24 protein-coding genes are annotated in these 23,304 nt (G+C 67.4%); 8 read left to right on the top strand and 16 right to left on the bottom strand.

Annotated features, from left to right (window positions below):
- The 5 genes from pdxA to CR918_RS01815 are packed head-to-tail and all read left to right on the top strand — an operon-like array spanning position 1 to position 3,845.
- Positions 1-981: a 4-hydroxythreonine-4-phosphate dehydrogenase PdxA gene (pdxA, locus tag CR918_RS01835; RefSeq protein ID WP_099841937.1), complete on the top strand. Its 981-nt coding sequence runs from the start codon at positions 1-3 to the stop codon at positions 979-981.
- Positions 978-1,781 carry a 16S rRNA (adenine(1518)-N(6)/adenine(1519)-N(6))-dimethyltransferase RsmA gene (gene rsmA / locus CR918_RS01830; protein WP_025877916.1) on the top strand — a complete coding sequence of 268 codons (804 nt, stop codon included), beginning with the start codon at positions 978-980 and terminating at the stop codon, positions 1,779-1,781. The genes pdxA and rsmA overlap by 4 nt, the downstream gene beginning before the upstream one ends.
- A 13-nt stretch (positions 1,782-1,794) precedes the next feature.
- Positions 1,795-2,178, top strand: a complete 384-nt coding sequence (apaG, locus tag CR918_RS01825) for a Co2+/Mg2+ efflux protein ApaG (protein WP_025877914.1) — start codon at positions 1,795-1,797, stop codon at positions 2,176-2,178.
- A gap of 15 nt (positions 2,179-2,193) precedes the next feature.
- On the top strand, positions 2,194-3,204 hold the full coding sequence (locus CR918_RS01820; RefSeq protein ID WP_033830390.1) for a symmetrical bis(5'-nucleosyl)-tetraphosphatase: 1,011 nt from the start codon (positions 2,194-2,196) through the stop codon (positions 3,202-3,204).
- On the top strand, positions 3,201-3,845 hold the full coding sequence (locus CR918_RS01815; RefSeq protein WP_099841936.1) for a DUF1287 domain-containing protein: 645 nt from the start codon (positions 3,201-3,203) through the stop codon (positions 3,843-3,845). The genes CR918_RS01820 and CR918_RS01815 overlap by 4 nt, the downstream gene beginning before the upstream one ends.
- A 48-nt stretch (positions 3,846-3,893) precedes the next feature.
- Here the strand turns inward: CR918_RS01815 and CR918_RS01810 are convergent, their stop codons facing one another.
- The 10 genes from CR918_RS01810 to CR918_RS01765 all read right to left on the bottom strand — a co-directional run bounded on the left by CR918_RS01810 (position 3,894) and on the right by CR918_RS01765 (position 11,999).
- Positions 3,894-4,385, bottom strand: coding sequence for a dihydrofolate reductase (locus CR918_RS01810; protein WP_099841935.1), 492 nt, complete (start codon positions 4,383-4,385; stop codon positions 3,894-3,896).
- A gap of 12 nt (positions 4,386-4,397) precedes the next feature.
- Entirely contained in the window at positions 4,398-4,961 is a 564-nt protein-coding gene (locus CR918_RS01805; RefSeq protein WP_099841934.1) for a hypothetical protein, read from the bottom strand.
- The gene (locus tag CR918_RS01800; protein ID WP_032974938.1) at positions 4,958-5,752 is read right to left on the bottom strand and encodes a thymidylate synthase; all 795 of its coding nucleotides are present in this window, start codon (positions 5,750-5,752) and stop codon (positions 4,958-4,960) included. Before CR918_RS01800 ends, CR918_RS01805 begins: the two co-directional genes overlap by 4 nt.
- Positions 5,749-6,636, bottom strand: coding sequence for a prolipoprotein diacylglyceryl transferase (lgt, locus tag CR918_RS01795; RefSeq protein ID WP_088101117.1), 888 nt, complete (start codon positions 6,634-6,636; stop codon positions 5,749-5,751). The genes CR918_RS01800 and lgt overlap by 4 nt, the downstream gene beginning before the upstream one ends.
- An 84-nt stretch (positions 6,637-6,720) precedes the next feature.
- Positions 6,721-7,215: a TPM domain-containing protein gene (locus CR918_RS01790; protein WP_025877906.1), complete on the bottom strand. Its 495-nt coding sequence runs from the start codon at positions 7,213-7,215 to the stop codon at positions 6,721-6,723.
- Entirely contained in the window at positions 7,215-8,099 is an 885-nt protein-coding gene (locus tag CR918_RS01785; RefSeq protein ID WP_099841933.1) for a TPM domain-containing protein, read from the bottom strand. Before CR918_RS01785 ends, CR918_RS01790 begins: the two co-directional genes overlap by 1 nt.
- Before the next feature lie 3 nt (positions 8,100-8,102).
- The gene (locus CR918_RS01780) at positions 8,103-8,723 is read right to left on the bottom strand and encodes a LemA family protein (protein WP_099841932.1); all 621 of its coding nucleotides are present in this window, start codon (positions 8,721-8,723) and stop codon (positions 8,103-8,105) included.
- 662 nt (positions 8,724-9,385) lie between these two features.
- The gene (locus CR918_RS01775) at positions 9,386-10,546 is read right to left on the bottom strand and encodes an MFS transporter (protein ID WP_099841931.1); all 1,161 of its coding nucleotides are present in this window, start codon (positions 10,544-10,546) and stop codon (positions 9,386-9,388) included.
- A gap of 275 nt (positions 10,547-10,821) precedes the next feature.
- A complete protein-coding gene (locus CR918_RS01770; protein WP_025877899.1) occupies positions 10,822-11,571 on the bottom strand; it encodes a TerC family protein in 750 nt (249 codons plus the stop codon).
- Positions 11,572-11,603: 32 nt separating this feature from the next.
- The gene (locus CR918_RS01765; protein WP_025877898.1) at positions 11,604-11,999 is read right to left on the bottom strand and encodes a diacylglycerol kinase; all 396 of its coding nucleotides are present in this window, start codon (positions 11,997-11,999) and stop codon (positions 11,604-11,606) included.
- Between the two features lie 235 nt (positions 12,000-12,234).
- Between CR918_RS01765 and CR918_RS01760 the strand changes: the two genes are divergently transcribed.
- Positions 12,235-12,933, top strand: a complete 699-nt coding sequence (locus CR918_RS01760) for an SGNH/GDSL hydrolase family protein (RefSeq protein ID WP_099841930.1) — start codon at positions 12,235-12,237, stop codon at positions 12,931-12,933.
- Between the two features lie 121 nt (positions 12,934-13,054).
- On the opposite strand, the gene CR918_RS01755 is transcribed toward CR918_RS01760, so the two are convergent.
- The 3 genes from CR918_RS01755 to CR918_RS01745 all read right to left on the bottom strand — a co-directional run bounded on the left by CR918_RS01755 (position 13,055) and on the right by CR918_RS01745 (position 15,928).
- Positions 13,055-14,326 carry a sensor histidine kinase gene (locus CR918_RS01755; RefSeq protein WP_032974932.1) on the bottom strand — a complete coding sequence of 424 codons (1,272 nt, stop codon included), beginning with the start codon at positions 14,324-14,326 and terminating at the stop codon, positions 13,055-13,057.
- 150 nt (positions 14,327-14,476) lie between these two features.
- The gene (locus tag CR918_RS01750; protein WP_002811889.1) at positions 14,477-15,190 is read right to left on the bottom strand and encodes a response regulator transcription factor; all 714 of its coding nucleotides are present in this window, start codon (positions 15,188-15,190) and stop codon (positions 14,477-14,479) included.
- Positions 15,191-15,280: 90 nt separating this feature from the next.
- Positions 15,281-15,928 (bottom strand): arylesterase, encoded by a 648-nt coding sequence (locus tag CR918_RS01745; protein ID WP_059066041.1) that lies wholly within the window; start codon positions 15,926-15,928, stop codon positions 15,281-15,283.
- Between the two features lie 75 nt (positions 15,929-16,003).
- Between CR918_RS01745 and CR918_RS01740 the strand changes: the two genes are divergently transcribed.
- Positions 16,004-16,651: an ABC transporter ATP-binding protein gene (locus CR918_RS01740; protein ID WP_059066070.1), complete on the top strand. Its 648-nt coding sequence runs from the start codon at positions 16,004-16,006 to the stop codon at positions 16,649-16,651.
- Positions 16,648-19,161, top strand: a complete 2,514-nt coding sequence (locus tag CR918_RS01735; RefSeq protein ID WP_099841929.1) for an ABC transporter permease — start codon at positions 16,648-16,650, stop codon at positions 19,159-19,161. Before CR918_RS01740 ends, CR918_RS01735 begins: the two co-directional genes overlap by 4 nt.
- A gap of 331 nt (positions 19,162-19,492) precedes the next feature.
- Here the strand turns inward: CR918_RS01735 and CR918_RS01730 are convergent, their stop codons facing one another.
- The 3 genes from CR918_RS01730 to CR918_RS01720 all read right to left on the bottom strand — a co-directional run bounded on the left by CR918_RS01730 (position 19,493) and on the right by CR918_RS01720 (position 23,294).
- Positions 19,493-20,428 carry a DUF6607 family protein gene (locus tag CR918_RS01730; protein ID WP_099841928.1) on the bottom strand — a complete coding sequence of 312 codons (936 nt, stop codon included), beginning with the start codon at positions 20,426-20,428 and terminating at the stop codon, positions 19,493-19,495.
- 72 nt (positions 20,429-20,500) lie between these two features.
- Positions 20,501-21,103 (bottom strand): ChuX/HutX family heme-like substrate-binding protein, encoded by a 603-nt coding sequence (locus CR918_RS01725; RefSeq protein WP_099782885.1) that lies wholly within the window; start codon positions 21,101-21,103, stop codon positions 20,501-20,503.
- A gap of 4 nt (positions 21,104-21,107) precedes the next feature.
- Complete coding sequence (locus CR918_RS01720; RefSeq protein ID WP_025877865.1) at positions 21,108-23,294, bottom strand: TonB-dependent hemoglobin/transferrin/lactoferrin family receptor; 2,187 nt, start codon at positions 23,292-23,294, stop codon at positions 21,108-21,110.
- Positions 23,295-23,304 lie beyond the last annotated feature (10 nt).

The raw sequence follows: 23,304 nt of genomic DNA, 5'->3' as shown, positions 1-23,304 counted from the left end.
ATGCTCCCCGAGCTCGCTCTGGTACCGGGCGAGCCCGCCGGGATCGGCCCGGAACTGTGTGTCCGACTGGTCCAGCAGCCGCGCGATGATTGCCGGCTGCTGGCATTCGCCGATCCGGACACCCTGCGCGCGGCCGCAGCCGCGCTGGGTCTGCCCCTGCAACTGCTGCCCGAGGACGCACACGCACGCGTCCCCGGCGATCTGCGCCTGCGCGCCGTCGCCAACAGCGCCCCCAGCCGTTTCGGCCATACCGACCCTGCCAACGCAGGTGCGGTGATCGGTGCCCTGCTCGGTGCGGGCCAGGCCTGCCTGTCCGGTGAACTGCACGGCGTAGTGACCGGCCCGGTGCACAAGGCGGTGATCAACCAGGGCGGCATCGCCTACAGCGGCACCACCGAACTGCTGGCCGACCAGGCCGGGGTGAAAGTGGTGATGATGCTGGCCAACGACATCGTCCGCGTTGCCCTGGCTACGACCCACCTGCCGCTGCGTGAGGTTGCCGATGCGATCACCGCGCCCGGCCTGGAACACACCCTGCGCACCGTGCATGCCGCGCTGCGCCGCGAGTTCGGCCTGGCCGCACCGCGCATCGCCGTGCTTGGCCTGAACCCGCATGCCGGCGAAGACGGTCACCTCGGTCGCGAGGAACTGGATCTGGTCATCCCGCTGCTGCAGCGCCTGCGCAGCGAGGGCATGGACCTGATCGGTCCGCTGCCGGCCGATACCGCGTTCCTGCCGGCCAAGCTGGCCGGCTTCGACACCGTGCTGGCCATGTACCACGACCAGGGCCTGCCGGTGCTGAAGTACTCCGGCTTCGAGCAGGCGGTGAACCTGACCCTGGGCCTGCCCTATCCGCGCGTGGCGGTGGACCACGGCACCGCGCTGGATCTTGCCGGCCGCGGCATTGCCGATCCTTCCAGCCTGCAGGCCGCCACAACGCTGTGTGCGCGGCTGGCGCGGCAACGTACACTGAGCACATGACTTCCCCGCATTCCCCCTCCGGCCCGGTGTTTTCCGCCCCGGCCAAGAAGCAGCTCGGCCAGCACTTCCTTGCCGACCGCTACTACATCGACAAGATCGTGATGGCGGTCAATCCCAAGGACGGCGACCGCCTGGTCGAGATCGGCCCGGGCCAGGGTGCGATCACCCTGCCGCTGCTGCGCGTGCACCCGAAGATGACGGTGATCGAGTTCGACCGCGACCTGATCGCGCCGTTGACCGCCGCCGCCGAGCCCCTGGGTGAACTGACCATCGTCAACCGCGACGTGCTGCGGGTCGATTTCACCGAGCTGGCCGACGGACAGCCGATCCGCCTGGTCGGCAACCTGCCCTACAACATCTCCTCGCCCATCCTGTTCCATGCACTGGAACATGCTGCGGTGGTCTCGGACATGCACTTCATGCTGCAGAAGGAAGTGGTCGACCGCATGGCTGCCGGTCCCGGCAGCAAGGTGTTCGGCCGCCTCAGCGTGATGCTGCAGGCCTACTGCGAGGTGACCTCGCTGTTCGTGGTGCCGCCGGGTGCGTTCAGGCCGCCGCCGAAGGTCGATTCGGCCGTGGTGCGTCTGGTACCGCGCGACCCGGCCAGCATCGACATCAAGGACCACAAGCGCTTCGCCGAGGTGGTCAAGGCTGCCTTCGGCCAACGCCGCAAGACCCTGCGCAATGCCCTGAACAACGTGGTCAGCGCCGAGCAGTTCGTGGCCGCCGGCGTGCGCCCCGATGCCCGCGCCGAACAGCTGGACGTGGCTGAATTCATCGCTTTGGCCAATGCCACCTGATTACACTGCCGGTATGGAAGACGCTGACGTTTATGCCATCTCCGTCGAAGTCGCCCCGCGCTTCCTCGACGACCAATCCGCGCCGGAAGACGGTCGTTATGCGTTCGCCTATACGATCCGCATCCACAACCAGGGCCGCGTTGCCGCGCGCCTGGTCGCACGCCATTGGCGCATCACCGATGCCAATGGCCGCGTCGAGCATGTCGATGGCGATGGCGTGATCGGCGAACAGCCGCGTCTGCGTCCGGGTGAAGACTTCCATTACACCTCGGGTGTCATGCTCGGCACCGAGCACGGCACGATGCAGGGCCATTACGACATGGTGGCCGACGACGGCACCGAATTCGCCGCGCCGGTCGCACCCTTCGTGCTGGCCATCCCGCGCACCCTGCACTGACACGGAGGCCGAACGATGAGTGTATGGGCGATCGGCGACCTGCAAGGCTGCTATGACGTAACCCAGCGCCTGCTGGAGAAGATCCGGTTCGATCCGGCGCAGGACACCCTGTGGTTCTGCGGCGACCTGGTCAACCGCGGTGGACAGTCACTGGAAACCCTGCGGCTGGTGCATTCGCTGCGCGAACACAGCGTGGTGGTGCTCGGCAACCACGACCTTTCCCTGCTGGCCGTCGGTGCGCGCACCGAGGAAGAGCAGCGCAAGGTCAACCCGGACCTGCTGCGCATCGTCCAGGCCGAAGACCGCGATGTGCTGCTGGACTGGCTGCGCCTGCAGAAGCTGGTGCACGTGGACCGTGAGCTTGGCTGGATGATGGTGCATGCCGGCCTGGCGCCGAAGTGGACCACGCAGATGGCCGAGAAGCATGCGGCCGAAGTGGAAGTGCAGCTGCACGGCGCCGGCTACCGCAAGCTGTTCCGCAACATGTACGGCGACAAGCCCAGCTGGGCGCCGAACCTGACCGGCTACGAGCGCTCGCGGGCGATCATCAACGTGCTCACGCGCATGCGCTACTGCACCTCGCGCGGCCGCATCGGCATCGAGGACAAGGGCACGCCGGGCACCCAGGAACAGGGGCTGTATCCCTGGTTCGAAGTGCCGGGCCGGGTCGAACGCGACCTGAAGGTGGTCTGCGGCCACTGGTCCGCGCTCGGCCTGACCATCACCCAGGGCATCCACGCAATCGACACCGGTGCCGTGTGGGGTGGCAAGCTCACCGCGATCCAGCTCGACACCGATGAGCTGCGCGTGGTGCAGGTACCGGGACGCGACGTACCGGCACCGGTCGCCAACGCGCGGCCGCCCGCGCGACCGGCACACGAGCGCACGGCAGGCAAGGACAACAGCCAGGGCAACGGCAACGCTGCAACGGCTGGCGCCCCGGGCAACCGTGGTCCGCGCCGCCGCCGCCGCCGTGGTGGTGGTGGCGGTGGTGGCAACAACAACGGAACGCCTCCTTCGGCATGACGCCCGGCAACCGCGCACCATGGACGGTGCTGCTGCTGACGCTGGCCCTGGCCAGCGGCTGCCAGCCCTCATCGTCGCCAGCGACTGCCGGCGCCGACGCTACCGCCGCCCCTGCATCAGCGCCTGCACCTTCGCCACCGCTGGTCGCTGCCGCACGCGCACAGGTCGGCGTCACCACCCGCTACGACCCTGCCTATCAGGTACTGGCCTACCCCGGTGGCGACGTGCCCGCTGATCGCGGCGTATGCACCGACGTGGTGGTCCGCGCTCTGCGTACGCAGGGGCTGGACCTGCAGGTCCGCGTGAATGAAGACATGCGCGCTGATTTCAGCGTCTATCCGGCCCTCTGGGGCCTGTCCCGACCGGATCGGAACATCGACCACCGGCGCGTGCCCAACCTGATGCGCTGGTTCGACCGCCACGGCTGGCAGCAACCGATCAGTGCCCTTCCCAGCGACTTCGCTGCCGGCGACATCGTGGCCTGGAAGCTCAACGGCAACGGCCTGCTGCACGTGGGCATCGTTTCCGACCGGCGCCTGGCCGACGGTACGCCGCTGGTACTGCACAACATCGCGCGCGGTACGCGGGAAGAGAACCTGCTGTTCCAGCACACCATCATCGGCCACTACCGGATGCCGTAAAACGATCCTGTAGAGCCGAGCACGGCCGGGCTCTACAGGACGCCGCGCTCAGCGGCGGACGTAATGCACGAAGCGGAACGCATAGGCGTGACGCTCATCGGCCGGGTGCGGCTCACTGGCCACCTCCTGCCAGAGGCGCTCATCCACCTCCGGGAAATGGGTATCGGCCGGTACTTCGGCATCCACCCAGGTCAGGTACAGATCACTGGCCTGGTCCAGCAGCTGGCGGAAGATCTCGCCGCCACCAATGATGCACAGCTCGCTGGCACCCTCGCCCTCTGCAACCGCTTTCGCCTCGTCCAGCGAGGCCACCGCGCGCATGCCCTCGAACGGCACCTGGCCGCTGCGGGTCAGCACCAGGTTCGTTCGGCCGGGCAGCACGCGGCCAATCGATTCGGCGGTCCTGCGCCCCATCAGGATCGGCTTGCCCAGGGTCAACGCCTTGAAGTGCCTGAAGTCGTCCGGCAGGTGCCAGGGCATGGCGTTGCCCTGGCCGATGCCACGATTGCGATCCAGTGCAACGATCATCGAAAGTTTCATGGTGCGGCCTCCTCAGCCGGCGTCGATCTGCAGGCGTGTACAGGCCTCGTTGGCGGCACTGGCCGCGCGCAGCGCCGCAGCCAGCGCCGGGTTCGACGTGGAATTCTCGTCCAGGCCTTCGAGGATCCTGTCCATCTGCGCGTCCTCGATCTCCTTCAGGCCCGGTTCCGACAGGATGTCCCTGGACAGCGTGGCAACGTCGGTGCTGCCGCTGCGCGCCAGGAATCCCTGCAGATCCTTGCTGGAATAGACCACCGCCAGGCGCTGCTCAAGCTCATGCTGATAGGCGGGTTCTTCGATGCCAGCCTTCAGGTGTTCGGCCATCGCCGCGTACATGCCGGTCACCGCCTCGCGCACCTGTGCCTGGCAACCGGCCGGCATGTCGCTGGGCAGTGGCGCGCTGCCATCGAGCGTCCGGACGAACCTCTGCAACTCCTCGCGCATGTGCTTGTGCACGATCTGCTCGTTGACCTGCCGGGCCAATGCGAGGGTGTCTGCAGCCGCCGCCTGCACCAGGCTCAGCGGCGCCAGGCAAGCCAATGCCAGCAGCGCCGCAACGCGTGGGCGCGCGCTCATACCGCCACCGGCGCCTTGATCGCCGGATGCGGATCGTAGCCATCAATGCGGATGTCATCGAACTGGAAGCCGAACAGATCGGTCACCTCCGGGTTCAACCACAGCGTCGGCAGCGCGCGCGGCTCTCGCGACAGCTGTTCGCGGGCCTGCTCGAAGTGGTTCGAATACAGGTGCGCGTCGCCCAGCGTGTGCACGAAATCGCCGACGCCCAGGCCGGTGGCCTGCGCCACCATGTGGGTCAGCAATGCGTAGCTGGCGATGTTGAACGGTACACCGAGGAAGATGTCGCCACTGCGCTGGTACAGCTGGCAGCTGAGCTTGCCGTCGACCACGTAGAACTGGAACAGGTTGTGGCACGGCATCAACGCCATCTGCGAGAGCTCGCCCACGTTCCAGGCACTGACCACCAGCCGCCGCGAATCCGGATTACGCTTGATCTCGTCCACCAGCCACTGCATCTGGTCGATCTCGCCGCCGTCGGCCGTGGCCCAGCTGCGCCATTGCTTGCCGTACACCGGGCCGAGGTCGCCGTTCTCATCGGCCCACTCGTCCCAGATGCGCACCTGGTTGTCCTTGAGGTAACCGATGTTGGTATCGCCCTTCAGGAACCACAGCAGCTCGTGGATGATCGAGCGCAGGTGCAGCTTCTTGGTGGTGACCAGCGGGAAGCCGTCGTTGAGGTTGAAGCGCATCTGCCAGCCGAACACGCTGCGGGTGCCGGTACCGGTGCGGTCGCTCTTCTCCGCGCCGTGTTCGAGCACGTGCGAGAGCAAGTCCAGATAGGCCTTCATGCCTTGCCCTCCGCCGTCACCAGCGGCTGCGGCTGCAGCACCGGCGCGCGGCGCGACATCACCAGCAGCACCAGGCCGAAGGCGATCAGCGGCACGCACAGGATCTGGCCCTTGGTCAGCCAGCCGAAGGCCACGTAGACGCCGTTGTCGGGCATGCGCACGAACTCGACGGCGAAGCGGAAGATGCCATACAGCAGCGCGAACAGGCCGCCGATGAGATAGCGATGGCGCGGCTTGGCCGACACCGTCCACAACACCGCGAACATCACCAGCCCTTCCAGCAGCGCTTCATACAGCTGCGACGGATGCCGCGCGAACTGGTTGAGCGCACCGCTGGCGAACTGCGACTGCAGGGTGGCGTGGTCGAGCTGGTTCAACGGTGCCGGCAGGCCGGACGGGAACACCACGCCCCAGCTGCCGTCGGTGTACTTGCCCCACAGCTCGGCGCCGATGAAGTTGCCGATGCGGCCAAAGCCCAGGCCCAGCGGCACCAGTGGCGCCATGAAATCCATGGTGTCGAAGAAGTGCAGCGCATGCTTGCGCGACCACCACCAGCAGGCCGCGATCACGCCGAGCAGGCCACCGTGGAAGCTCATGCCGCCATCCCACACCTTGAACAGCAGCAGTGGGTTGTGCAGGAAATCGCCCAGCGCATAGAACAGCATGTAACCGATGCGCCCGCCCAGCACTACGCCGAGCATGGCGTAGAACAGCAGGTCGGAGAAGCCGTTGGCATCGACGCCCGGCAGGCGCCCGTCGGCGATCCGCTTGCGCCCCAGCAGCCAGGCGGCGGTGAAGCCGAGCAGGTACATGATGCCGTACCAGTGCACCTTGATCGGTCCCAACGAGAGGGCGATGGGGTCGATGTCGTGGAAATAGATCATGAAGGGCGCCTTGCAGGGATGCCGATATTCTAGCGCCGCCCGGGAGCGGCCTCGTCGTGGCCGCCGTCGCCCGATTGCCGGGCTTCAGCCCAGGATCTGCGGCGTGTCCGGCAGGCCGTCCTGATCGGACCGCGCCGAGGCCGGAAAGTGCCCTTCCACCAAGGAGGAAACCTCGTCGATGGCATCGCGCAGCGCTGCCACCGGCTGAGAGCCGCGCAGGCCTTCGCGCAGATGCGTGCAGACCCGCTGCCACTGCTCGGGCGCGACCCGCCCCTGCAGGCCACGGTCGGCGACGATCTCGATGGCGTGGTCGGCCAGCAGCAGGTAGATCAGCACGCCGTTGTTGTGCGCGGTATCCCAGGTGCGCAGGCGCGCGAAGGCATGCTCGGCCGCCTGCCGCGGGGTGACCTTGTGCCACAGCGCATGCAGTGGCAGATCGGCCTCCACGGCAAACATCACCTGGCCGCCATGGCGCTGCTCGCCCGCGGCGATCGCCTCGGTGATCGCCTGCAGCGTGGCCGGCGGGAACGCCCGCCGTACCGATGGCGAAAACAGATGTCTGCACAGACGTTGGATCATCACCAGCCTCCCGACGCGCCGCCGCCGCCGGAACGGCCACCACCGCCGCCCCAGCCACCGCCACCGCCAAACCCACCCCCGCCGCCGAAGCCGCCGCCACCCCAGCTACCGCCGCCCCAACCGCCACCGCCGGCGAAGCGGCCCGGATGGCCGGACAACATCGCCACCACCAGGCCCACCACGCCGGCCAGGCCACTGGCCAGCAAGGTGGAAGTGAACAGGAAGGCGGCTACCGCCGCTCCAGCGCCACCCAGCAGGCCGCGCAGCGGACGCGGTACCCGCGAGAACACGCCGCGCAGGATGCTGCCGGCGAACACGCCGATGAACAACGCCAGGATCCAGGTATCACCGCCCCCGTCCGGGGCGCGTCCCTGCTGGCTGCTGACCGGCGCCGGCAGGGCTTCGCCGTCGATGATCCTCACCAGCACCGCCGTGGCCTCGGTGATGCCGCCGGCATAGTCATTGGCGCGGAAGCGTGGCACCAGGTATTCCTGGATCACCCGGTTGGCGATCGCGTCGGGAATCGCGCCTTCCAGGCCATAGCCCGGTTCGATGCGCACCCGCCGATCGTCCTTGGCCACCACCAGCAGCACGCCGTCATCCACGCCCTTGCGACCGATCTGCCACTGGTCGAACACCCGGGTGGTGTACTGGGCGATGTCTTCCGGCTGCGTGGTCGGCACCACCAGCACCTGCATCTGGCTGCCCTTGCGCTGCTGCAGGTCCAGCGCCTGCTGCACCAGCGCCTGCTTCTGCGCGGCATCCAGGGTGCCGGTGGTGTCGACCACCGGCGAATCCAGCGCCGGAATCGGCGCCAGCGTCTGCGCCTGCACGGCCAACGGCAGCCACAGCAACAGGGCCAGCAGTGTGGCGGCCAGGCGCATCGGTCAGTGGCCCGGAGCCGGGGCCGGCTGCTGCTGCGGCGCGTTGCCGAAATCAACTGCCGGCGCGTTGGAGATCTGCGCTTCGTTTTCCACGGTGAAGTTCGGCTTGGGCAGGTACCCGAAGATCTTGGCGGTGATCAGCTGCGGGAACGAGCGGATGTAGGTGTTGTAGTCCTGGACCTGCTGGATGTAGCGGCCACGGGCGACGGTGATGCGGTTCTCGGTGCCTTCCAGCTGCGCCTGCAGGTCGCGGAAGTTCTGGTCGGACTTCAGCACCGGGTAGTTCTCGGTAACCACCAGCAGGCGCGACAGCGCGCTGCCCAGTTCGCCCTGGGCCTGCTGGAACTGCTTGAGCGAGGCTTCATCGTCGGCGTTGACGTTGATCTGGCCAACGCGCGAACGGGCGTTGGTGACTTCGGTCAGCACGCGTTCTTCCTGGCTGGCGAAACCTTTCACGGTCTGCACCAGGTTGGGCACCAGGTCGGCGCGGCGCTTGTACTGGTTGAGCACTTCGGACCAGCTGGCCTTGACCGCTTCGTCCTTCTGCTGGATGGCGTTGTAGCCGCAGCCGGACAGCAGTGAGGCCAGCAGCAGCAATGGGATGAGGCGGGTCAACAGGCGCATGGCCAAGGCTCCGGGTGGACTGAGCGCCGAGCATGCCATGGTCGGTGTTAACGGACGTGTGGAGAGTGCCGGCCATCGGGCGCCGCCCCCTCCGCGGTGTGGTCCAGCCAGCTCGGGTGGGCCGGGACGGTGGGTTGGCTGGGGGACGCTGCAAGTACGTCCATGTAAGCTCGGTCGCCGCATCCATGCGGCTCACGCCCCCAGCCAACCCACCCTCCCGGCCACGGACGGTTTCCTGCGCACCGCGGGAAGATCAAAAGAAAAAGAAAAAGCGAAAACCGATTCTTCAGACATTCCTGATGCCTGCCATCCACGCATGGCGTGGATCTGTCGACCAAGGTCGAGACCTACCAACAGCAGCACAGAATGCCGTCCCGACAGATCGCGGAAAACTGTCGAAGGCGGGGTGGGTCCGGTTGAGGGGGCGTGAGCGCGATGGGCCCGAGGCATGCCTCGGGCGGGTTGGGCAGGACGCCCAACCCGGGTCTTGCCGTGTGCGCAGGACAGCGCACACGAGCAAGGCGCGACCGAGGCTACATGGACGTATTTACGCCGTCCCCCTCAACCGGACCCACCCCGCCAACCCACGGAATGCAGGCTGTTGCTGTTGCTCTGGATTCTGCGGGTGCAGGGCTGCAAGCCCTGCCGGAACCCCACACCGTTCAACAGGCCTCAGCCACCGGCGCGCGTGCCCGCCCCAGCCACGCCAGCAGCAGCGCCGACGCTGCCAGCAGCCCACCGGCCACCGGAATCGCCGCGTACCCCAGCCCCAGGCTGATCACCGCACCACCCAGCGCCGCGCCCAGTGCATTGCCGAGGTTGAATGCACCGACATTGATCGACGACGCCAGTCCCGGCGCCTCGCTCGCCGCCTGCATCACCCGGATCTGCAGAGGCGGCACGATCGCGAAGGTCGCCGCACCGAACAGCAGTACACCCAGCGCCGCAGTCGCGTGGCTCATGAAGGCCAGCGGCAGCACGAACATCAGTACCGCAAGTACCGCCAGCAGGATCCGGGTGGCGCCGTCCAGCGACCAGTCGGCCATGCGCCCACCAATGCCGTTGCCGAAGGTGAAACCAATGCCGATCAGGGCCAGCGACATTGCGATGAAGGCGTTGGACGCGCCGGTCAACTCGGTCAGCACCGGCGCCACGTAGGTGTAGAGGGTGAACATCGCACCTGCACCCAGCACCGTGGTGGCCATCGCCAGCAGTACCTGCGGCTGCATGATCGATTTCAGTTCACGCCGGACATCCGGGCGCGCGCCCGCGGCCGACGGCGGCAGTGCCATGGCCAACGCGCTGATCGCAACCACACCGAGTACGGCGGTGCCGGCAAAGGCCAGGCGCCAGCCCAGCTGCTGGCCGACCCAGGTCGCCAGCGGCACGCCACCGATGTTGGCGATGGTCAGACCCATGAACATCGTCGCCACCGCCGCGGCCTGCTTCTCCTTCGGCACCAGGCTGGCGGCGACCACCGCGCCGATGCCGAAGAACGCACCGTGATTGAGGCTGGTCACCAGCCGTGACAGCAGCAGCAGGCCGTAGTTCGGGGCCAGCGCCGACAGCAGGTTGCCGACCACGAAGATCGACATCAGCAGCATCAGCGCGGTGCGCTTGCCGAAGCGTCCCATCAGCAGGGTCATCACCGGAGCGCCCAGCATCACGCCCACCGCATAGGCGGTGATCAGCATGCCGGCGGTGGGGATGCTGACCCCCACGCCGTTGGCGATGACCGGCAGCAGGCCCATCGGCGTGAACTCGGTGGTGCCAATGGCGAAGGCGCCGACGGCGAGGGCCAGCAATGCGGCTCTGGAATTCATGGGGATTGCCTGCGTGGGGGCAGGCCCTGTGGAAAATGAGCGCGTAGCCTGCGCGCTTTGCCGGCCGGGAGTAAGCCACTACGCGGGAAAACAGTGTTGATCCGGATTCACAAGTGGAAGGTGCAAGCCGGCATTGCGGGAAGAAGCCCCGCCGCGCATGGTCCGGCGCTAGCGGGACGTGCCCACGCTTGGGTAGCGCCGGGCCATGCCCGGCGAGCGCAGCGGCGCCTGGAACGCAGAACCCCCGGCCGGGCCGGGGGTTCTGTCTCGCTTGCTTACCAGTCGCCGGCGCCCGGCACGTGGTGTTCGCGTGCGCGGCGGCGCATCAGCAGGTTCAGCCACTCCACCAGCACCGAGAAGCCCATCGCGGCGTAGATGTAGGGCTTGGGCACGTGCACGTCCAGGCCGTCCAGGATCAGCACCGCGCCGATCAGCAGGATGAAGGCCAGGGCCAGCATCTTCACGGTCGGGTTGGCATCGATGAAGCGGCCCAGCGGGTTGGCCGCCAGCAGCATCACCGCCACCGACAACAGGATCGCCGCCACCATCACCGGCACGTGGTCGGCGATGCCGACGGCGGTGATCACCGAGTCCAGCGAGAACACGATGTCGATGACCGCGATCTGCGCGATCACGTAGCCGAACACGGCCGAGGTCTTGGTGGTGGTCGGGTCCTCGTCCTCGCCACCGGTGATCATCTCCTTGATCTCCATCCAGCCCTTGATGATCAGGAACAGGCCACCGACGATCAGCACCAGGTCGCGGATGGATATGCCCATGCCGGCCACGGTGAACAGGTTTGCCTGCATGTGCGCCAGGTACGCCAGCGAGACCAGCAGGCCGATACGGGTGATGCAGGCCACGGCGATGCCGAGGCGGCGCGCGAACGGGCGGCGCTCTTCGGGCAGCTTGCTGACGGCGATGGAGATGAACACCAGGTTGTCGATGCCGAGCACGATTTCCAGCGCGCTCAAGGTGAACAGGGTCAGCCAGACGTTCGGATCGGCGAGAAGCTCAAGGGACATGGGAAGTCTTCATCAAGGGGGAGGAAGAAGGATCAGCCGACGCTGGCCGGGAACAATCGCGGCACCAGCACCAGGGCCCAGCACAGCAGCACGTTCATCATCAGCACGAACACCGCCGCCGAGCCCATGTCCTTGGCGCGGCCGGCCAGTTCGTGGATTTCCGCGCCATAGCGCTCGATCACCGCCTCGATGGCCGAATTGGCCAGCTCCATCGCCAGCACCAGCAGCATCGAGCCGATCATCAGCGCGCGCTCCACCGGGGTCTGGCCCAGCCAGATCGCCAGCGGGGTCAGCAGCACCAGCAGGTAGACCTCCAGCCGGAACGAGGACTCGTGCAGCCAGGCAGCACGCAGGCCCTGCCAGGACCAGCGGGCGGCCTGGAAGATGCGGCGCGGGCCGCGGGGCATGTGGCCGAACTGATCAGCCACGGGTGATGGATCCAGCAACAGGGGCGCGGCGCAGCGACCGCTCAGACGCACGGCAGGAAATCATGGGTGCACAGGGATAGGCAGACAGCCCCCATTTTGCCACAAGGGCGGCAATGGCACCCCGCACGCCCCGCCGCGAGGCCCTGCGAACGACCCCGCGAACGGCCCAGCGCGGCCAAGCGCGGGGCCAGCCCAGCTTCTATGATGGATACCCCCTGCCCTGCCGGAGTGCCTGATGACCCGTCCCCGCACCTGCCTGATCCTGCTCGGCCTGCTGGCCGCGCCGCTGGCCCAGGCCCTGAGCCCGCCGGCGCCGCCGCAGATCCCTGCGCAGGTCTCCAACGTGGCTTGGGAGGCCGACATCGCCGCCTTCGCCAGCGCCGACCGGACCAACCCGCCGCCGCGTGGTGGCATCGAGTTCATCGGCAGTTCGTCCTTCCGCATGTGGGACAGCCTGGCCAGGGATTTCCCGGGGCAACCGGTGTTCAACCGCGGCTTCGGAGGTTCGGAAGTACGCGACAGCACCTGGTACGCCGGCCAGGCCATCGTGCCGTACGCGCCGTGCAAGGTGTTCTTCTACGCCGGCGACAACGACCTCAACAGCGGCCGCAGCGCGACCCAGGTACGCGATGACGTGGTGGCCTTCGTGCAGCGCGTGCATCGCGACCTGCCGAAGACGAAGGTGGAATACGTCTCCATCAAGCCCAGCCCATCGCGGGCGCACCTGCTGCCGGCGATCAACGACGCCAACGCGAAGATCAAGGCTGCGTTGGCGAAGCTGCCCAACACCGGCTACACCGACATCTACACACCGATGCTCGGGGCCGACGGCCAACCCGATGCGTCGTTGTTCCGCGAGGACATGCTGCACATGACCCCGGCTGGCTATGCGATCTGGACCAAGGCGCTGGCGCCGAAGGTGAAGTGCGATTGAGTCAGCGCACCTGCTCCGGTAGGTGCCAACCTTGGTTGGCATCCGCGCGCCCGCGCGTGGCCCGCTGAAAGCGCCGACCAAGGTCGGCATCTACCAAGCGCGTGCCACCACCGGCTGCGCGTTACCGGAAAATCACCGTCGCCTCGGTGCCCTTGCCCAGCTCGCTGGCCAGGCTGACCTTCCAGCCGAAGCGGTCACACAGGCGGCGCACGATCGACAGCCCCAGGCCGGTGCCCTGCGGTCGGCTGGGATCGGCACGATAGAACGGCTCGAACGCACGCGACAGCGCGTCAGCGGACATGCCGATGCCCGTATCGCTCACCACCACCCGGTCGTTATGCACATGCACGTCGATGCGGCCTTCATCGGTGTAGCTGCAGGCGTTGCGCACCAGGTTGCTGACCACCACCTGCAGCACCCGCGGCGGTGCGTGCAGCTGCACGGCCGCGTCACTGTGCAGGTGCACCGCCAGCGGCCGTCCCACCAGCAGCTCGTTGGCGTTGTCCACTTCGTAACGGACGATGTCGTTGACGTCGAACAGTTCCACCTGCGGCTCGACGTCGGCCTCACGGGCCAGGATCAGGAAGGCATCGATCACCGCTTCCATGTCCCGCCCGGCACGCTGGATGCGCTGCAGGCTGCGGCGCAGGCGCGGCTCCAGGCTTTCATCGCCCAGCGCCATGTCGCTGGCCACGCGGATGACGGTCAGCGGCGTGCGCAGTTCATGGCTGGCGTCACGGGTGAAGTTGCGCTCGCGCGCCACGTGCGCGGTGACCCGGTTGGCCAGCGAATGCAGCGCCGCCGCCAGCTGCCGGGTCTCGCCCTGCATGTCCGCCGGCAGCTTGTTCGGCTCCAGGTCGGCCGCTTCCGGATGGCCCGGGTCCCAGCGCGAGACACGGCGCGCCAGCCAGTTCACCGGCGATACCAGGCGTTTGGAGGCACGGTAGGTGATCCAGGAGGCGCCATATACCGCCAGCAGGGTCAGCAGCACCGGCACGATGCCGAACCAGAACGCCAGCATCTCCGCGCGCGAGCGCAGGAACACCAGGTACAGGCGCCCCTCTTCGCGGGCGTCGACCAGCACCAGCTGATCGTCGTCGGGCAGTTCGTGGAAACCCGGTTCCAACGTGCGCAGGTTGGCCGGCAGTGACAGGCTGGACTGCCCGCGTTCCAGCAGGTAGCCACGGATGTTCTGGGTATTGGGCGGCGGCTGCACGGGCGAGGCCTCGTGCAGTGTCCAGTAGTACGCCGCTTCTTCGCGCAGGGCAGCGCCCACCAGGCTGTGCTTGATCACCAGCGAAACCAGCCACGCACCCAGCAGGATACCCAGGCTGGCCAGCACGGCTTGCAGGATGAAAGCGATACGGATCTTGCGCGGCAGGCCGTGCGGCATTGCGGTGTCCCGGTCAGAGCGCTGCGATTATAGGCAGCGCGCTGTGCCGTGATCGTGCATGGACGATGACGATCCGGTATCCGGAACGTTCACCCCTTCCCTGCCGACCACGGCCGTGCCGGTTCTGCTGCAACACCGGCACGACGTCGATCAGGCCATCGGCTGGGCGATATCGGCGATGCGATAGCCCGCGCTCTGCACGGTGTGCAGCAGCGGCCGATCGAACGGCTTGTCGATGATCTTGCGCAGGTTGTACAGATGGCTGCGCAACGTGTCCGAATCAGGCAGGCCGTTGCCCCAGATCTCGCGCTCGATTTCCTGGCGGGTGACCACACGCGGCGATTCACGCATCAGGATGGTCAGCAGGCGCAGGCCGATCGGCGACAGCTGCAGCTCGGTGCCGGCACGGGTGGCACGCATGCTGACCGGATCGAGCACCAGGTCGGCGACCTTGAGCACTTCCGAACCCACCTGGCGACGTTCGCGGCGGATCAGCGCGCGCAGGCGGGCCTCCAGTTCCTGGATCGCGAACGGCTTGGTCAGGTAATCGTCGGCACCAAAGCCAAGCCCGGTGAGCTTGTCATCCAGCGTGTCGCGCGCGGTCAGCATCAGCACCGGGGTCGACTTGCGCGCATCGTTGCGCAGCCGGCGGCACACTTCGATGCCATCCAGCCGCGGCAGCATCAGGTCCAGCACGACGACGTCGTAGCTGTTCTCGGCAGCCAGACGGTAGCCGTCCAGGCCATCCTGCGCATAGTCGACCTCGAAGCCACGGCCTTCCAGGTATTCACCGATCATCTCGGAGATATTGCGGTTGTCTTCGACCACCAGCACCAAGCCGGAAGTCTCCTTCGTCTGACGCATGAGAATCCCTCTTTCTTCAGCTTTGTGAAACATGCCCGATCGACGGTGCACGCGATGTGAAGTTGCGTCAATGAAAAGAAGATGGCGTGCTCACAGCAGCGGTTTCAGCAGCGGCCAGACGTTGTCCAGCACCTTCGGCTGCGCTTGGGCGGTGGGATGCAGGCCGTCGGCCTGCATCAAGCCGGGCTGCAGGGCCACGCCTTCCAGCAGGAACGGCAGCAACGGCACCTTGTACTGCGTGGCCAGTGCCCGGTACGCCGCAGCCAGGCGCTGGCGGTAGCCTGGCCCATAATTGGGCGGCACATCGATGCCCAGCAGCAGCACCTTGGCACCGGCCTTCTGGCTGGCCTGCACCATCTTCTCCAGGTTGCCCTGCACCTGCGCCGGGGTCAGCCCGCGCAGCGCATCGTTGCCACCAAGGGCGATCACCACCACCGTGGGCTTCTCCCGGCCAAGCAGGCCCGGCAGGCGGGTCAGCGCGCCAGCGGTGGTTTCCCCGCTCATGCTGGCGTTGACGATGCGCGGCGGGGTTTTCGACTGCTGCCTGACCCGCTGCTGCAGCAGGCTGACCCAGCCGGCATCGGCCGGGATATTGTGGGCGGCACTGAGGCTGTCACCGAGCACCAGCACGGTACCGCCGCCCGGACCTTTGGCACACGCCAGTGCCGGCAACAGCAGCAACCCTAGCAGCAGCATCATCATTGCGCCGGCTTGCCGGCTCCATTCCGTCTTGTGCATTGGAGTCTCCTCATCGACAGCCTGTCCCCCCGCAGCGCGCCCGTCGCCATCGCCGTCGACCAGGTCGGCAAATCCGTGCATGGCCCGGAGGGTGAAGTCCACATACTGGACAACATCACCCTGACCGTCCATGAAGGCACCAGCGTGGCCATCGTCGGCGCCTCCGGTTCCGGCAAGACCACCCTGCTCGGCCTGCTGGCCGGGCTGGACCTGCCCAGCCGTGGCCGCATCGCGCTGGCGGGCCAGGATCTGACGGCACTGGACGAAGAAGCGCGTGCACAACTGCGCGCGCGCGACGTCGGCTTCGTCTTCCAGAGCTTCCATCTGCTGCCGGCGCTGACGGCGGCCGAGAACATCGCGCTGCCGCTGGAACTGGCCGGGCGCGAGGACCGCACGCGGGTGGACGAGGTGCTGGCTGCGGTCGGACTCTCGCATCGCGCCCGCCACTACCCGCGGCAGTTGTCCGGCGGTGAGCAGCAGCGTGTCGCCCTTGCCCGGGCATTCGTCAGCCGCCCACGCATCCTGTTCGCCGACGAACCCACCGGTTCACTGGACCAGGCCACCGGCCAGCACATCAGCGATCTGCTGTTCGAACTCAATGCCGGCAGCGGTACCACGCTGGTGCTGGTCACCCACGACCTGCGCCTGGCACAGCGCTGCCAGTACATCCATCGCATCGACAACGGCCGCCTGCAGCCGGTGGAACATGGAGTGGACGCATGAACCTGCTGCGGCATGCGTGGCGCGCGCTGCGCCGCGAGGCCCTGGCAGGTGACCTGCTGACCGTGTTCGCCGCCCTGGTACTGGGCGTGGCGGTGATGACGGCGGTGGGCACGCTGGTGAACCGGGTCAACCTGGCATTGACCGGCAGCGCGGCGGAAATGCTCGGCGGCGACCTCGGTGTTGCCGGCCGCGATGACCCGCCCGCCGCGTTCGTTGAGGAGGCGCAGAGACGCGGCCTGGCGCATACGCGGCTGGCCAGCTTCGGCAGCGTCCTGTTCCAGGGCGATGCCAGCCAGATGGCCAGCATCAAGGCCGTGGAAGCGGGCTACCCCCTGCGCGGCGCGCTGCGCGTGCGTGCCACGCCCGGCGGCGCGCTGATCGCCGATGCCGGAATGCCGGCCAAGGGCCAGGCCTATGCCGACCCACGCCTGCTGCAGGCACTGGGCCTGAAGGCCGGCGACGATCTGGAATTCGGTGCGGGCACGCTGCGCATCGCCGGCATCATCGAATCGGAACCGGATGCCGGTGGCGACCTGCTGACGCTGTCGCCGACCCTGCTGGTCAACCGCGCCGATGTGGAAGGCACCGGCCTGCTCGGCCCCGGCAGCCGCATCAACTACCGGGTGATGTTCGCCGGCCCTGCCGCCGACATCGCGTCATTCCGGCAATGGCTGCTGCCGCAGGTAAAAGGCATGCGCCTGCTCAGCGTGAACGATACCCAGCGCGGTGTGCGCCAGGCCTTCGACCTGGCCGGTCGTTTCCTCGGCCTGAGCGCGCTGCTGGCGGTGCTGCTGGCCGGCGTTGCCACCGCACTGGCGGCCAACCGGTTCGCGCTGCGTCGCATCGACCAGGTGGCGATCCTGCGCTGCCTGGGTGCACGCCAGCGCGACATCCTGGCCGGCCTGGCCCTGCAGCTGCTGATGCTGGCGGTGCCGGCGTGTGCGATCGGCATCGGCCTGGGCATGGCGGCACAGGAAGGACTGGTGCAGGTACTGGGCAGCCTGGTGCCGCAACGCCTGCCGCTGCCCGAAGCCATGCCTGCGCTGACCGGCGCGGGAGTCGGCCTGTTGCTGCTGTTCGGCTTCGGACTGCCGCCGCTGCTGCGCCTGCGTGGCGTGCCGCCGATGCGCGTGCTCAACCGCTCGTTCGCTGCCTTGCCGCCGGCCTCGCTGCTGGCCTATGTGGCTGCGCTGGCGGCCAGCCTGGTACTGGCGGTGCAGGTCACCGGCGATCTGAAACTGGCGCTGTGGGTGCTGGGTGGCCTGGCCGGGCTGGCGGTGGCCGCGGGCGTGGTCGGGTTCCTGCTGCTGCAGCTGCTGCGTGGCCTGCAGCACCGCCTGCACGGCAACTGGCGGTTGGGCCTGGCAGCGCTGACGCGGCGGCGGATGCTGGCGGTGATGCAGCTGGTGGGGCTGTCACTGTCGCTGTGCGCCCTGCTGTTGCTGGCGGTGATCGGCCCCGGCCTGCTGCAGCAGTGGCGCGAGCGCCTGCCTGCGGACACGCCCAATTATTTCCTGATCAACATCCAGCCCGAGCAGCGCGACAGCGTGCTGGCGACCCTGCAGGGCCTGGGTGCGCACGATGCCAGCATCGAACCGATGGCCACCGGCCGCCTGATCGCGATCAACGGCAAGCCGCCGCTGCGAGTGGATCGCACGCCGGCCGACGACAATCAGCCGCAGGGCGAAGGCCAGCGCGACGACGATGACGAGAACCGGCCGCTGAACTTCAGTTGGCGCAGCACGTTCCCGCCGGCCAATACGCTGGTCAACGGCACGTTCTGGAAGCCGGACAGCACCGCCGCGGAGGCATCCGTGGAGATCGGCTGGGCCAAGCGCTACGGCGTGTATCCCGGTGACCGCATCACCATTGCGGTGGGCGAGCAGCAGCGCGAGTTCAGCGTCACCAGCGTGCGCAAGGCCGACTGGAATACCTTCCGCCCGAACTTCTTCGTGCTGCTGAACCCGAACGCGGTGGGCGATACGCCGCATAACCTGCTGTCGGCGTTCCATCTCCCGGCTGGCCGATCGGCGGGACTGGGTTCCCTGGTGCGTGCGCAGCCCAACCTCTCGCTGCTGGACGTGGATGCGGTGATCTCGCAGGTACGCGATGTGATGGAACGGGTGGCGCAGGCGGTGCAGCTGGTGATGGTGTTCAGCCTGCTGGCCGGCGTGCTGGTGCTGCTGGCGGCACTGCAGGCGACGGCGGGCGAGCGCCGCTATGACAGCGCGGTGCTGCGCACGCTGGGTGCAACGCGGCGCCAGCTGCGTGGCGCGGTACTGGTCGAGTTCGGTGCGCTGGGCGCGTTGGCGGCGCTGCTGGCGGTGGGCGCGGCAGCGGTGATCGGCGTTGCGGTGTCGCAGAAGGTGTTCGAACTGCCGCTGCTGCCGCCCTGGCCGGGACTGCTGCTGGGTGGCCTGCTCGGCATCGCGCTGAGCCTGCTGGCCGGCTGGCTGGGGACCCGGCGGATCCTGCACACGCCACCGGCATTGGCGCTGCGCGAGGCCTGACGCTGTTCTGTGGCAAAGGCATCCACGCATGGCGTGGATCTACCAGCGAGCCGAGTAGATCCACGCCATGCAAGCAGGTAGATCCACGCCACGCGTGGATGCAGTGCCGATGGTCCCAGTAGATCCACGCCATGCGTGGATGCAGTGCCGATGGTCCCAGTAGATCCACGCCACGCGTGGATGCATTGCCGATGATCCCGGTAGATCCATGCCGCGCAAGCAAGTAGATCCACGCCATGCGTGGATGCCGGGTGCAATCACCGCCGGAGAGCGTGCCGAGCAAGCTCGGCACCCACCAGTGCAGTGCGCATCCGGCACCGCAGCGCGCCGATCAACCTTCCTTCGGCGCCTTTTCCACGTACTTGGCGAAGACTTCGTCGATCTGCGCGTCCTTCACCTTCTTGCCGGCCTGCACGTCCTCGGCCTGGGTGAACAACGGGATGATCATCGCCATGCCGTCGAGCTTGGTCTTCAGGTGCACGCCCGGGGCCTGGGTCAGGAAACCGTCCCAGCGCTGGCGCACCTTGCTCCAGTAGCCGGCGGTGGCCTTCCAGTAATCGCGCGCCGGGGTGAAGTCGACCTCGGTGGTCCTGATGTAGTCGTTGAAGCCGAATTCGCGGGCGATGTCCACCTGGCTGCCATCCGCGTTGCGCTGCACCTTGGTGTTGAACTGCTCGTGGGTCCAGCCGTTCGGGGTCAGGGTATGGCGGTTGACCACGGCCAGCGCGTTGTAATCGCTGCGCTTGGTGTACTCGCGGCGTGGCAGCGGCCGCCAGCTGAGGTCGCTGGTCCAGGTCGGCACGTTGTTGAGGTAGGTCCACGTGCCGGTGCCGCAGTAGCGCGGTGCATCGCTGACTTCGTACACGCACTGGGTCCAGGCGCCCTGGTTGGTTGCGGCCGCGATCGTGCGCACCTGCCAGGTCTGGTCGGCGCTGAACTCGAAGCGGTTCGGCGCTTCGTACACCCAGTCCTGCCGCCAGTGCTTGGTCACGTGGCCGCTCTTCTCGTCCAGCAGCAGGTGCTGCAGCACGATGCGCTTCGGCGTGTCTTCGACCACGATCACCACTTCGTTGCCACCGCTGCGCATGGCCGGCGCGCGCTCGTAGCCCGGCTTCAGCAGCACGGTCTCATCGAAGGCGAAATCCACCGTGTACTCACCCTGCATGGCGAGGATGCTGTCATGGTCGCGGGCGATGTCGGAGGGCTGCGCGCTGGCGGCGCCACTGGCGGCGAGCAGCACCATCACGCTGGCTGTCTGGAACTTCATCGGGTCTTCCTTCGGGGTTGCAGGTTTCGTGGAAAGGCCATCCTGGCCGGCAGGCAATCCATCGCAATCAGGTCACAGGCGGACCAGCGGCAGGTCGCCGGGAGCGCGCGCGGCAGGGCGGCGTGCGGCGTCGGCGCAGCAGCAGTCGTCGATCGCCAGTTCGCCTTCGGCGCCTTCCATGCGTGCGATGCGGCGCGCGGTGGCGGCACCGAGCGACGACAGCGTGGACAGGCTGGCGGCCAGGGTCCGGCCCTCGTCGGCGGCGTGCAGGCGCAGGGTGCACAGACGCCAGCGTTGTCCGCCCAGGTGCCCGGCCAGGCGCCGCCACAGGCGCTCACCGACGCTGCCATCGCTATCGTGCGAAGGCCCCGGCGGCAGCGTCGCCACCAGCCGGTCCCAGGCCAGGAAATCGCTGTCCGGCAACAGGTACAGGCGCCACACGCAACGGCCACGTGCATCGAGGAAGCACAGGCTTTCGCGCAGGCCCTCGCTGTCCACGCCCTGGCAGGCATGCACGGATACCGCCTGGCGCCAACCGCCCAGCTCGTTGCCATCGGCGTGATACAGGCACAACACGGTGCCGAGCGCTGCCAGCTGTGCCGGCGCAGGCCAGGCCCGCAGCGACGAACGCGACAGGGAGGACGGCAGGCGACGCGCGGACAGGGCTCGGCTCATGGGATCACCAGGACACGGCAAGGCTGGCCGACAGGGTGCGGCCGGGGCTGGTATAGCGGTCCAGAACGGTACTGGTGGCCGACAGGGTCGAGCCGACGTTGGACCAGTCGATGTAACGCTTGTCACCCAGGTTGAAGACACCGACGTTGAAGGTGGCGCCCGGGGCGAAGTTCCAGTGCGCCATCAGGTCGGCCACGCCATAGCCCGCCGGGCGATAGGTGGTGGTGCTGGCCAGCCGGTCCTTGCGCTTGACGAAGGTGCCTGCCAGTTCAACACCCCAGGTATCGGTGTCGTACATCAGGCCGACGGTGCCGCGCAGCGGATCGACCGAATCCAGCGGCGTGTCTTCGGTCTTGTTGTCGCCGCGCGACCACGCCACCGCACTACGCAGCGCCCAGCCCTGCAGTGCGGGACGGATCTGGCCGAAGTCGACGCCGGCCTTCAGTTCGGCGCCGTAGATGCGTGCGTCGGCGATGTTGCGCGACTGGAACACCATCAGGCCCTGCGGGTTGGTACCCACCAGCGTCTGCGACTCGATGAAGTCCTTGTAGTCGTTGTAGTAGCCGCTCACGCTCACGTACGCCGCCGGCGACAGGAAGCGCAGGCCCAGCTCAACGCCATCGCTGGTTTCCGGCTTCAGGTCCGGATTGGGAATGGCGGTGTAGCCGAAAGCGAAATTGGTGAAGCCGAGGTTGACGTCGTTGTACGGCGGCGAGCGGAAACCACGCGAGTAACCGGCAAACAGCGACCACTCGTCGGTGAAGCGATAGACCAGGCCGAACTTCGGCGACACGCTGGTCTTCTTCAGCTCCGACACGGCCACGCCGGGGTTGTCCTCGGCGAAGATGCTGTCCACGTCCGGCTTCAGTTCGTAGCGGTCCACGCGCACGCCCGGCACCAGCGAGAGCCTGCCATCGGCCAGGCGCATTTCATCCTGCGCGTACAGGCCCAGCTCGGTGGTCTTGCTGATCGGGAAATCGCGCACGGGGAACGCGTCGGGCAGGATCGTCGTGCTGACCACGCCACGATTGCTGACCTGGTAGCCATCGCGCTTCTGGCGGATCTCGGTGCGGGCGCCATCGAAGCCATAGGTCAGCGCGTGTTCGACGCTGCCGGTGCTGAAGGCCTTGTTGAACACCGCCTGCAGGCCATACACGCGCTGGTCGAAACTGAACTCGCGATGGCGGCGGCTGCCGTTGGCGCGCGCCTCATCGGTGCGCTGCGTGGTTTCGCTGTCCTGCGTGTAGACCTGCCAGTGCAGGCTGTCGGCGAAGCCCTTGTCCAGCGCATCCATCTCGTGGGCGAAGGACACGCGGGTGCGGTTCTGCTTGTCGCGCGCCTTCATGCCGGTGGTGGTGGTGCGGTCGATCGAGGACAACACGTCGGTATCGGTGTTGTCTTCGTTGCCTTCCACGGTCAGACGGAAACGCTGGTCTTCGCTGGGCGCATAGACCAGCTTGGCCAGGCCGCTGCGACCATCGCGGTCCTGCGGGTTGGCCGCGGTGCGCGTGTTGTCATTGCTGCGCACATCGCCCTTGTTGTCGGTTTCCTGGCCCTGGCGGTGGTTGATGTTGACCATGCCGCTCCAGTGCTCGCCACCGAAAGCGCTGGTGACGCCGCCGAGCAGGCCCTTCCACTCGCCGTCGTAGCCGAATTTCAGGCCGACGTAGCTGTCCTTGCCATCCTTGAGGTAATCAGCCGGATCCTTGGTGACGAAGGCAACCACGCCGCCAAGTGCGTCCGAGCCGTACAGCGAACTCGCCGGCCCGCGCACGATCTCCACGCGCTTGAGCGTGTCCAGGTCGGTGAAGTTGCGGTTGGCGTTGGAGAACGAACCGATGTTGAAGCTGGTCGGCATGGCGATGCCATCGGTCTGGATGCGTACGCGATTGCCATCCAGGCCGCGGATGCGGATGCTGCCAAGGCCGAAACGGGTGGCACTGCGGCTGACCGACAGGCCCGGCTCGTAGCGGACCAGATCCTTGATGTCCTGCACCAGCTGCCGGTCCATCTGCTCGCGGTCGATCACATCGACGGTGGCGGCGACATCGCTGACCGCACGTTCGGTACGGGTGGCGGTGACCTGCACGCGATCGAATTCGCGCGCGTCGGGCGCGGCATCGGCAGCAGCGTGGGCGGACAGCGGCAGAGCCATCCACAGGGCAATGGAAAGGGCGGTCGGGCGGGTCATCGGCATCGTT

This window comes from Stenotrophomonas indicatrix (assembly GCF_002750975.1).
Taxonomy (GTDB): Bacteria; Pseudomonadota; Gammaproteobacteria; order Xanthomonadales; family Xanthomonadaceae; genus Stenotrophomonas; species Stenotrophomonas indicatrix.
The sequence above is the reverse complement of the archived record's forward strand: the minus strand, read 5'-3'. Positions and strand labels throughout refer to the sequence as shown.

Bases quoted from the DNA above. Each gene is read 5' to 3' on its own strand.
- pdxA (WP_099841937.1), top strand. From the start codon at position 1: ATGCTCCCCGAGCTCGCTCTGGTACCGGGCGAGCCCGCCGGGATCGGC.
- rsmA (WP_025877916.1), top strand. From the start codon at position 978: ATGACTTCCCCGCATTCCCCCTCCGGCCCGGTGTTTTCCGCCCCGGCC.
- apaG (WP_025877914.1), top strand. From the start codon at position 1,795: ATGGAAGACGCTGACGTTTATGCCATCTCCGTCGAAGTCGCCCCGCGC.
- CR918_RS01820 (WP_033830390.1), top strand. From the start codon at position 2,194: ATGAGTGTATGGGCGATCGGCGACCTGCAAGGCTGCTATGACGTAACC.
- CR918_RS01815 (WP_099841936.1), top strand. From the start codon at position 3,201: ATGACGCCCGGCAACCGCGCACCATGGACGGTGCTGCTGCTGACGCTG.
- CR918_RS01810 (WP_099841935.1), bottom strand. From the start codon at position 4,385: ATGAAACTTTCGATGATCGTTGCACTGGATCGCAATCGTGGCATCGGC.
- CR918_RS01805 (WP_099841934.1), bottom strand. From the start codon at position 4,961: ATGAGCGCGCGCCCACGCGTTGCGGCGCTGCTGGCATTGGCTTGCCTG.
- CR918_RS01800 (WP_032974938.1), bottom strand. From the start codon at position 5,752: ATGAAGGCCTATCTGGACTTGCTCTCGCACGTGCTCGAACACGGCGCG.
- lgt (WP_088101117.1), bottom strand. From the start codon at position 6,636: ATGATCTATTTCCACGACATCGACCCCATCGCCCTCTCGTTGGGACCG.
- CR918_RS01790 (WP_025877906.1), bottom strand. From the start codon at position 7,215: ATGATCCAACGTCTGTGCAGACATCTGTTTTCGCCATCGGTACGGCGG.
- CR918_RS01785 (WP_099841933.1), bottom strand. From the start codon at position 8,099: ATGCGCCTGGCCGCCACACTGCTGGCCCTGTTGCTGTGGCTGCCGTTG.
- CR918_RS01780 (WP_099841932.1), bottom strand. From the start codon at position 8,723: ATGCGCCTGTTGACCCGCCTCATCCCATTGCTGCTGCTGGCCTCACTG.
- CR918_RS01775 (WP_099841931.1), bottom strand. From the start codon at position 10,546: ATGAATTCCAGAGCCGCATTGCTGGCCCTCGCCGTCGGCGCCTTCGCC.
- CR918_RS01770 (WP_025877899.1), bottom strand. From the start codon at position 11,571: ATGTCCCTTGAGCTTCTCGCCGATCCGAACGTCTGGCTGACCCTGTTC.
- CR918_RS01760 (WP_099841930.1), top strand. From the start codon at position 12,235: ATGACCCGTCCCCGCACCTGCCTGATCCTGCTCGGCCTGCTGGCCGCG.
- CR918_RS01755 (WP_032974932.1), bottom strand. From the start codon at position 14,326: ATGCCGCACGGCCTGCCGCGCAAGATCCGTATCGCTTTCATCCTGCAA.
- CR918_RS01750 (WP_002811889.1), bottom strand. From the start codon at position 15,190: ATGCGTCAGACGAAGGAGACTTCCGGCTTGGTGCTGGTGGTCGAAGAC.
- CR918_RS01745 (WP_059066041.1), bottom strand. From the start codon at position 15,928: ATGCACAAGACGGAATGGAGCCGGCAAGCCGGCGCAATGATGATGCTG.
- CR918_RS01735 (WP_099841929.1), top strand. From the start codon at position 16,648: ATGAACCTGCTGCGGCATGCGTGGCGCGCGCTGCGCCGCGAGGCCCTG.
- CR918_RS01730 (WP_099841928.1), bottom strand. From the start codon at position 20,428: ATGAAGTTCCAGACAGCCAGCGTGATGGTGCTGCTCGCCGCCAGTGGC.
- CR918_RS01725 (WP_099782885.1), bottom strand. From the start codon at position 21,103: ATGAGCCGAGCCCTGTCCGCGCGTCGCCTGCCGTCCTCCCTGTCGCGT.
- CR918_RS01720 (WP_025877865.1), bottom strand. From the start codon at position 23,294: ATGACCCGCCCGACCGCCCTTTCCATTGCCCTGTGGATGGCTCTGCCG.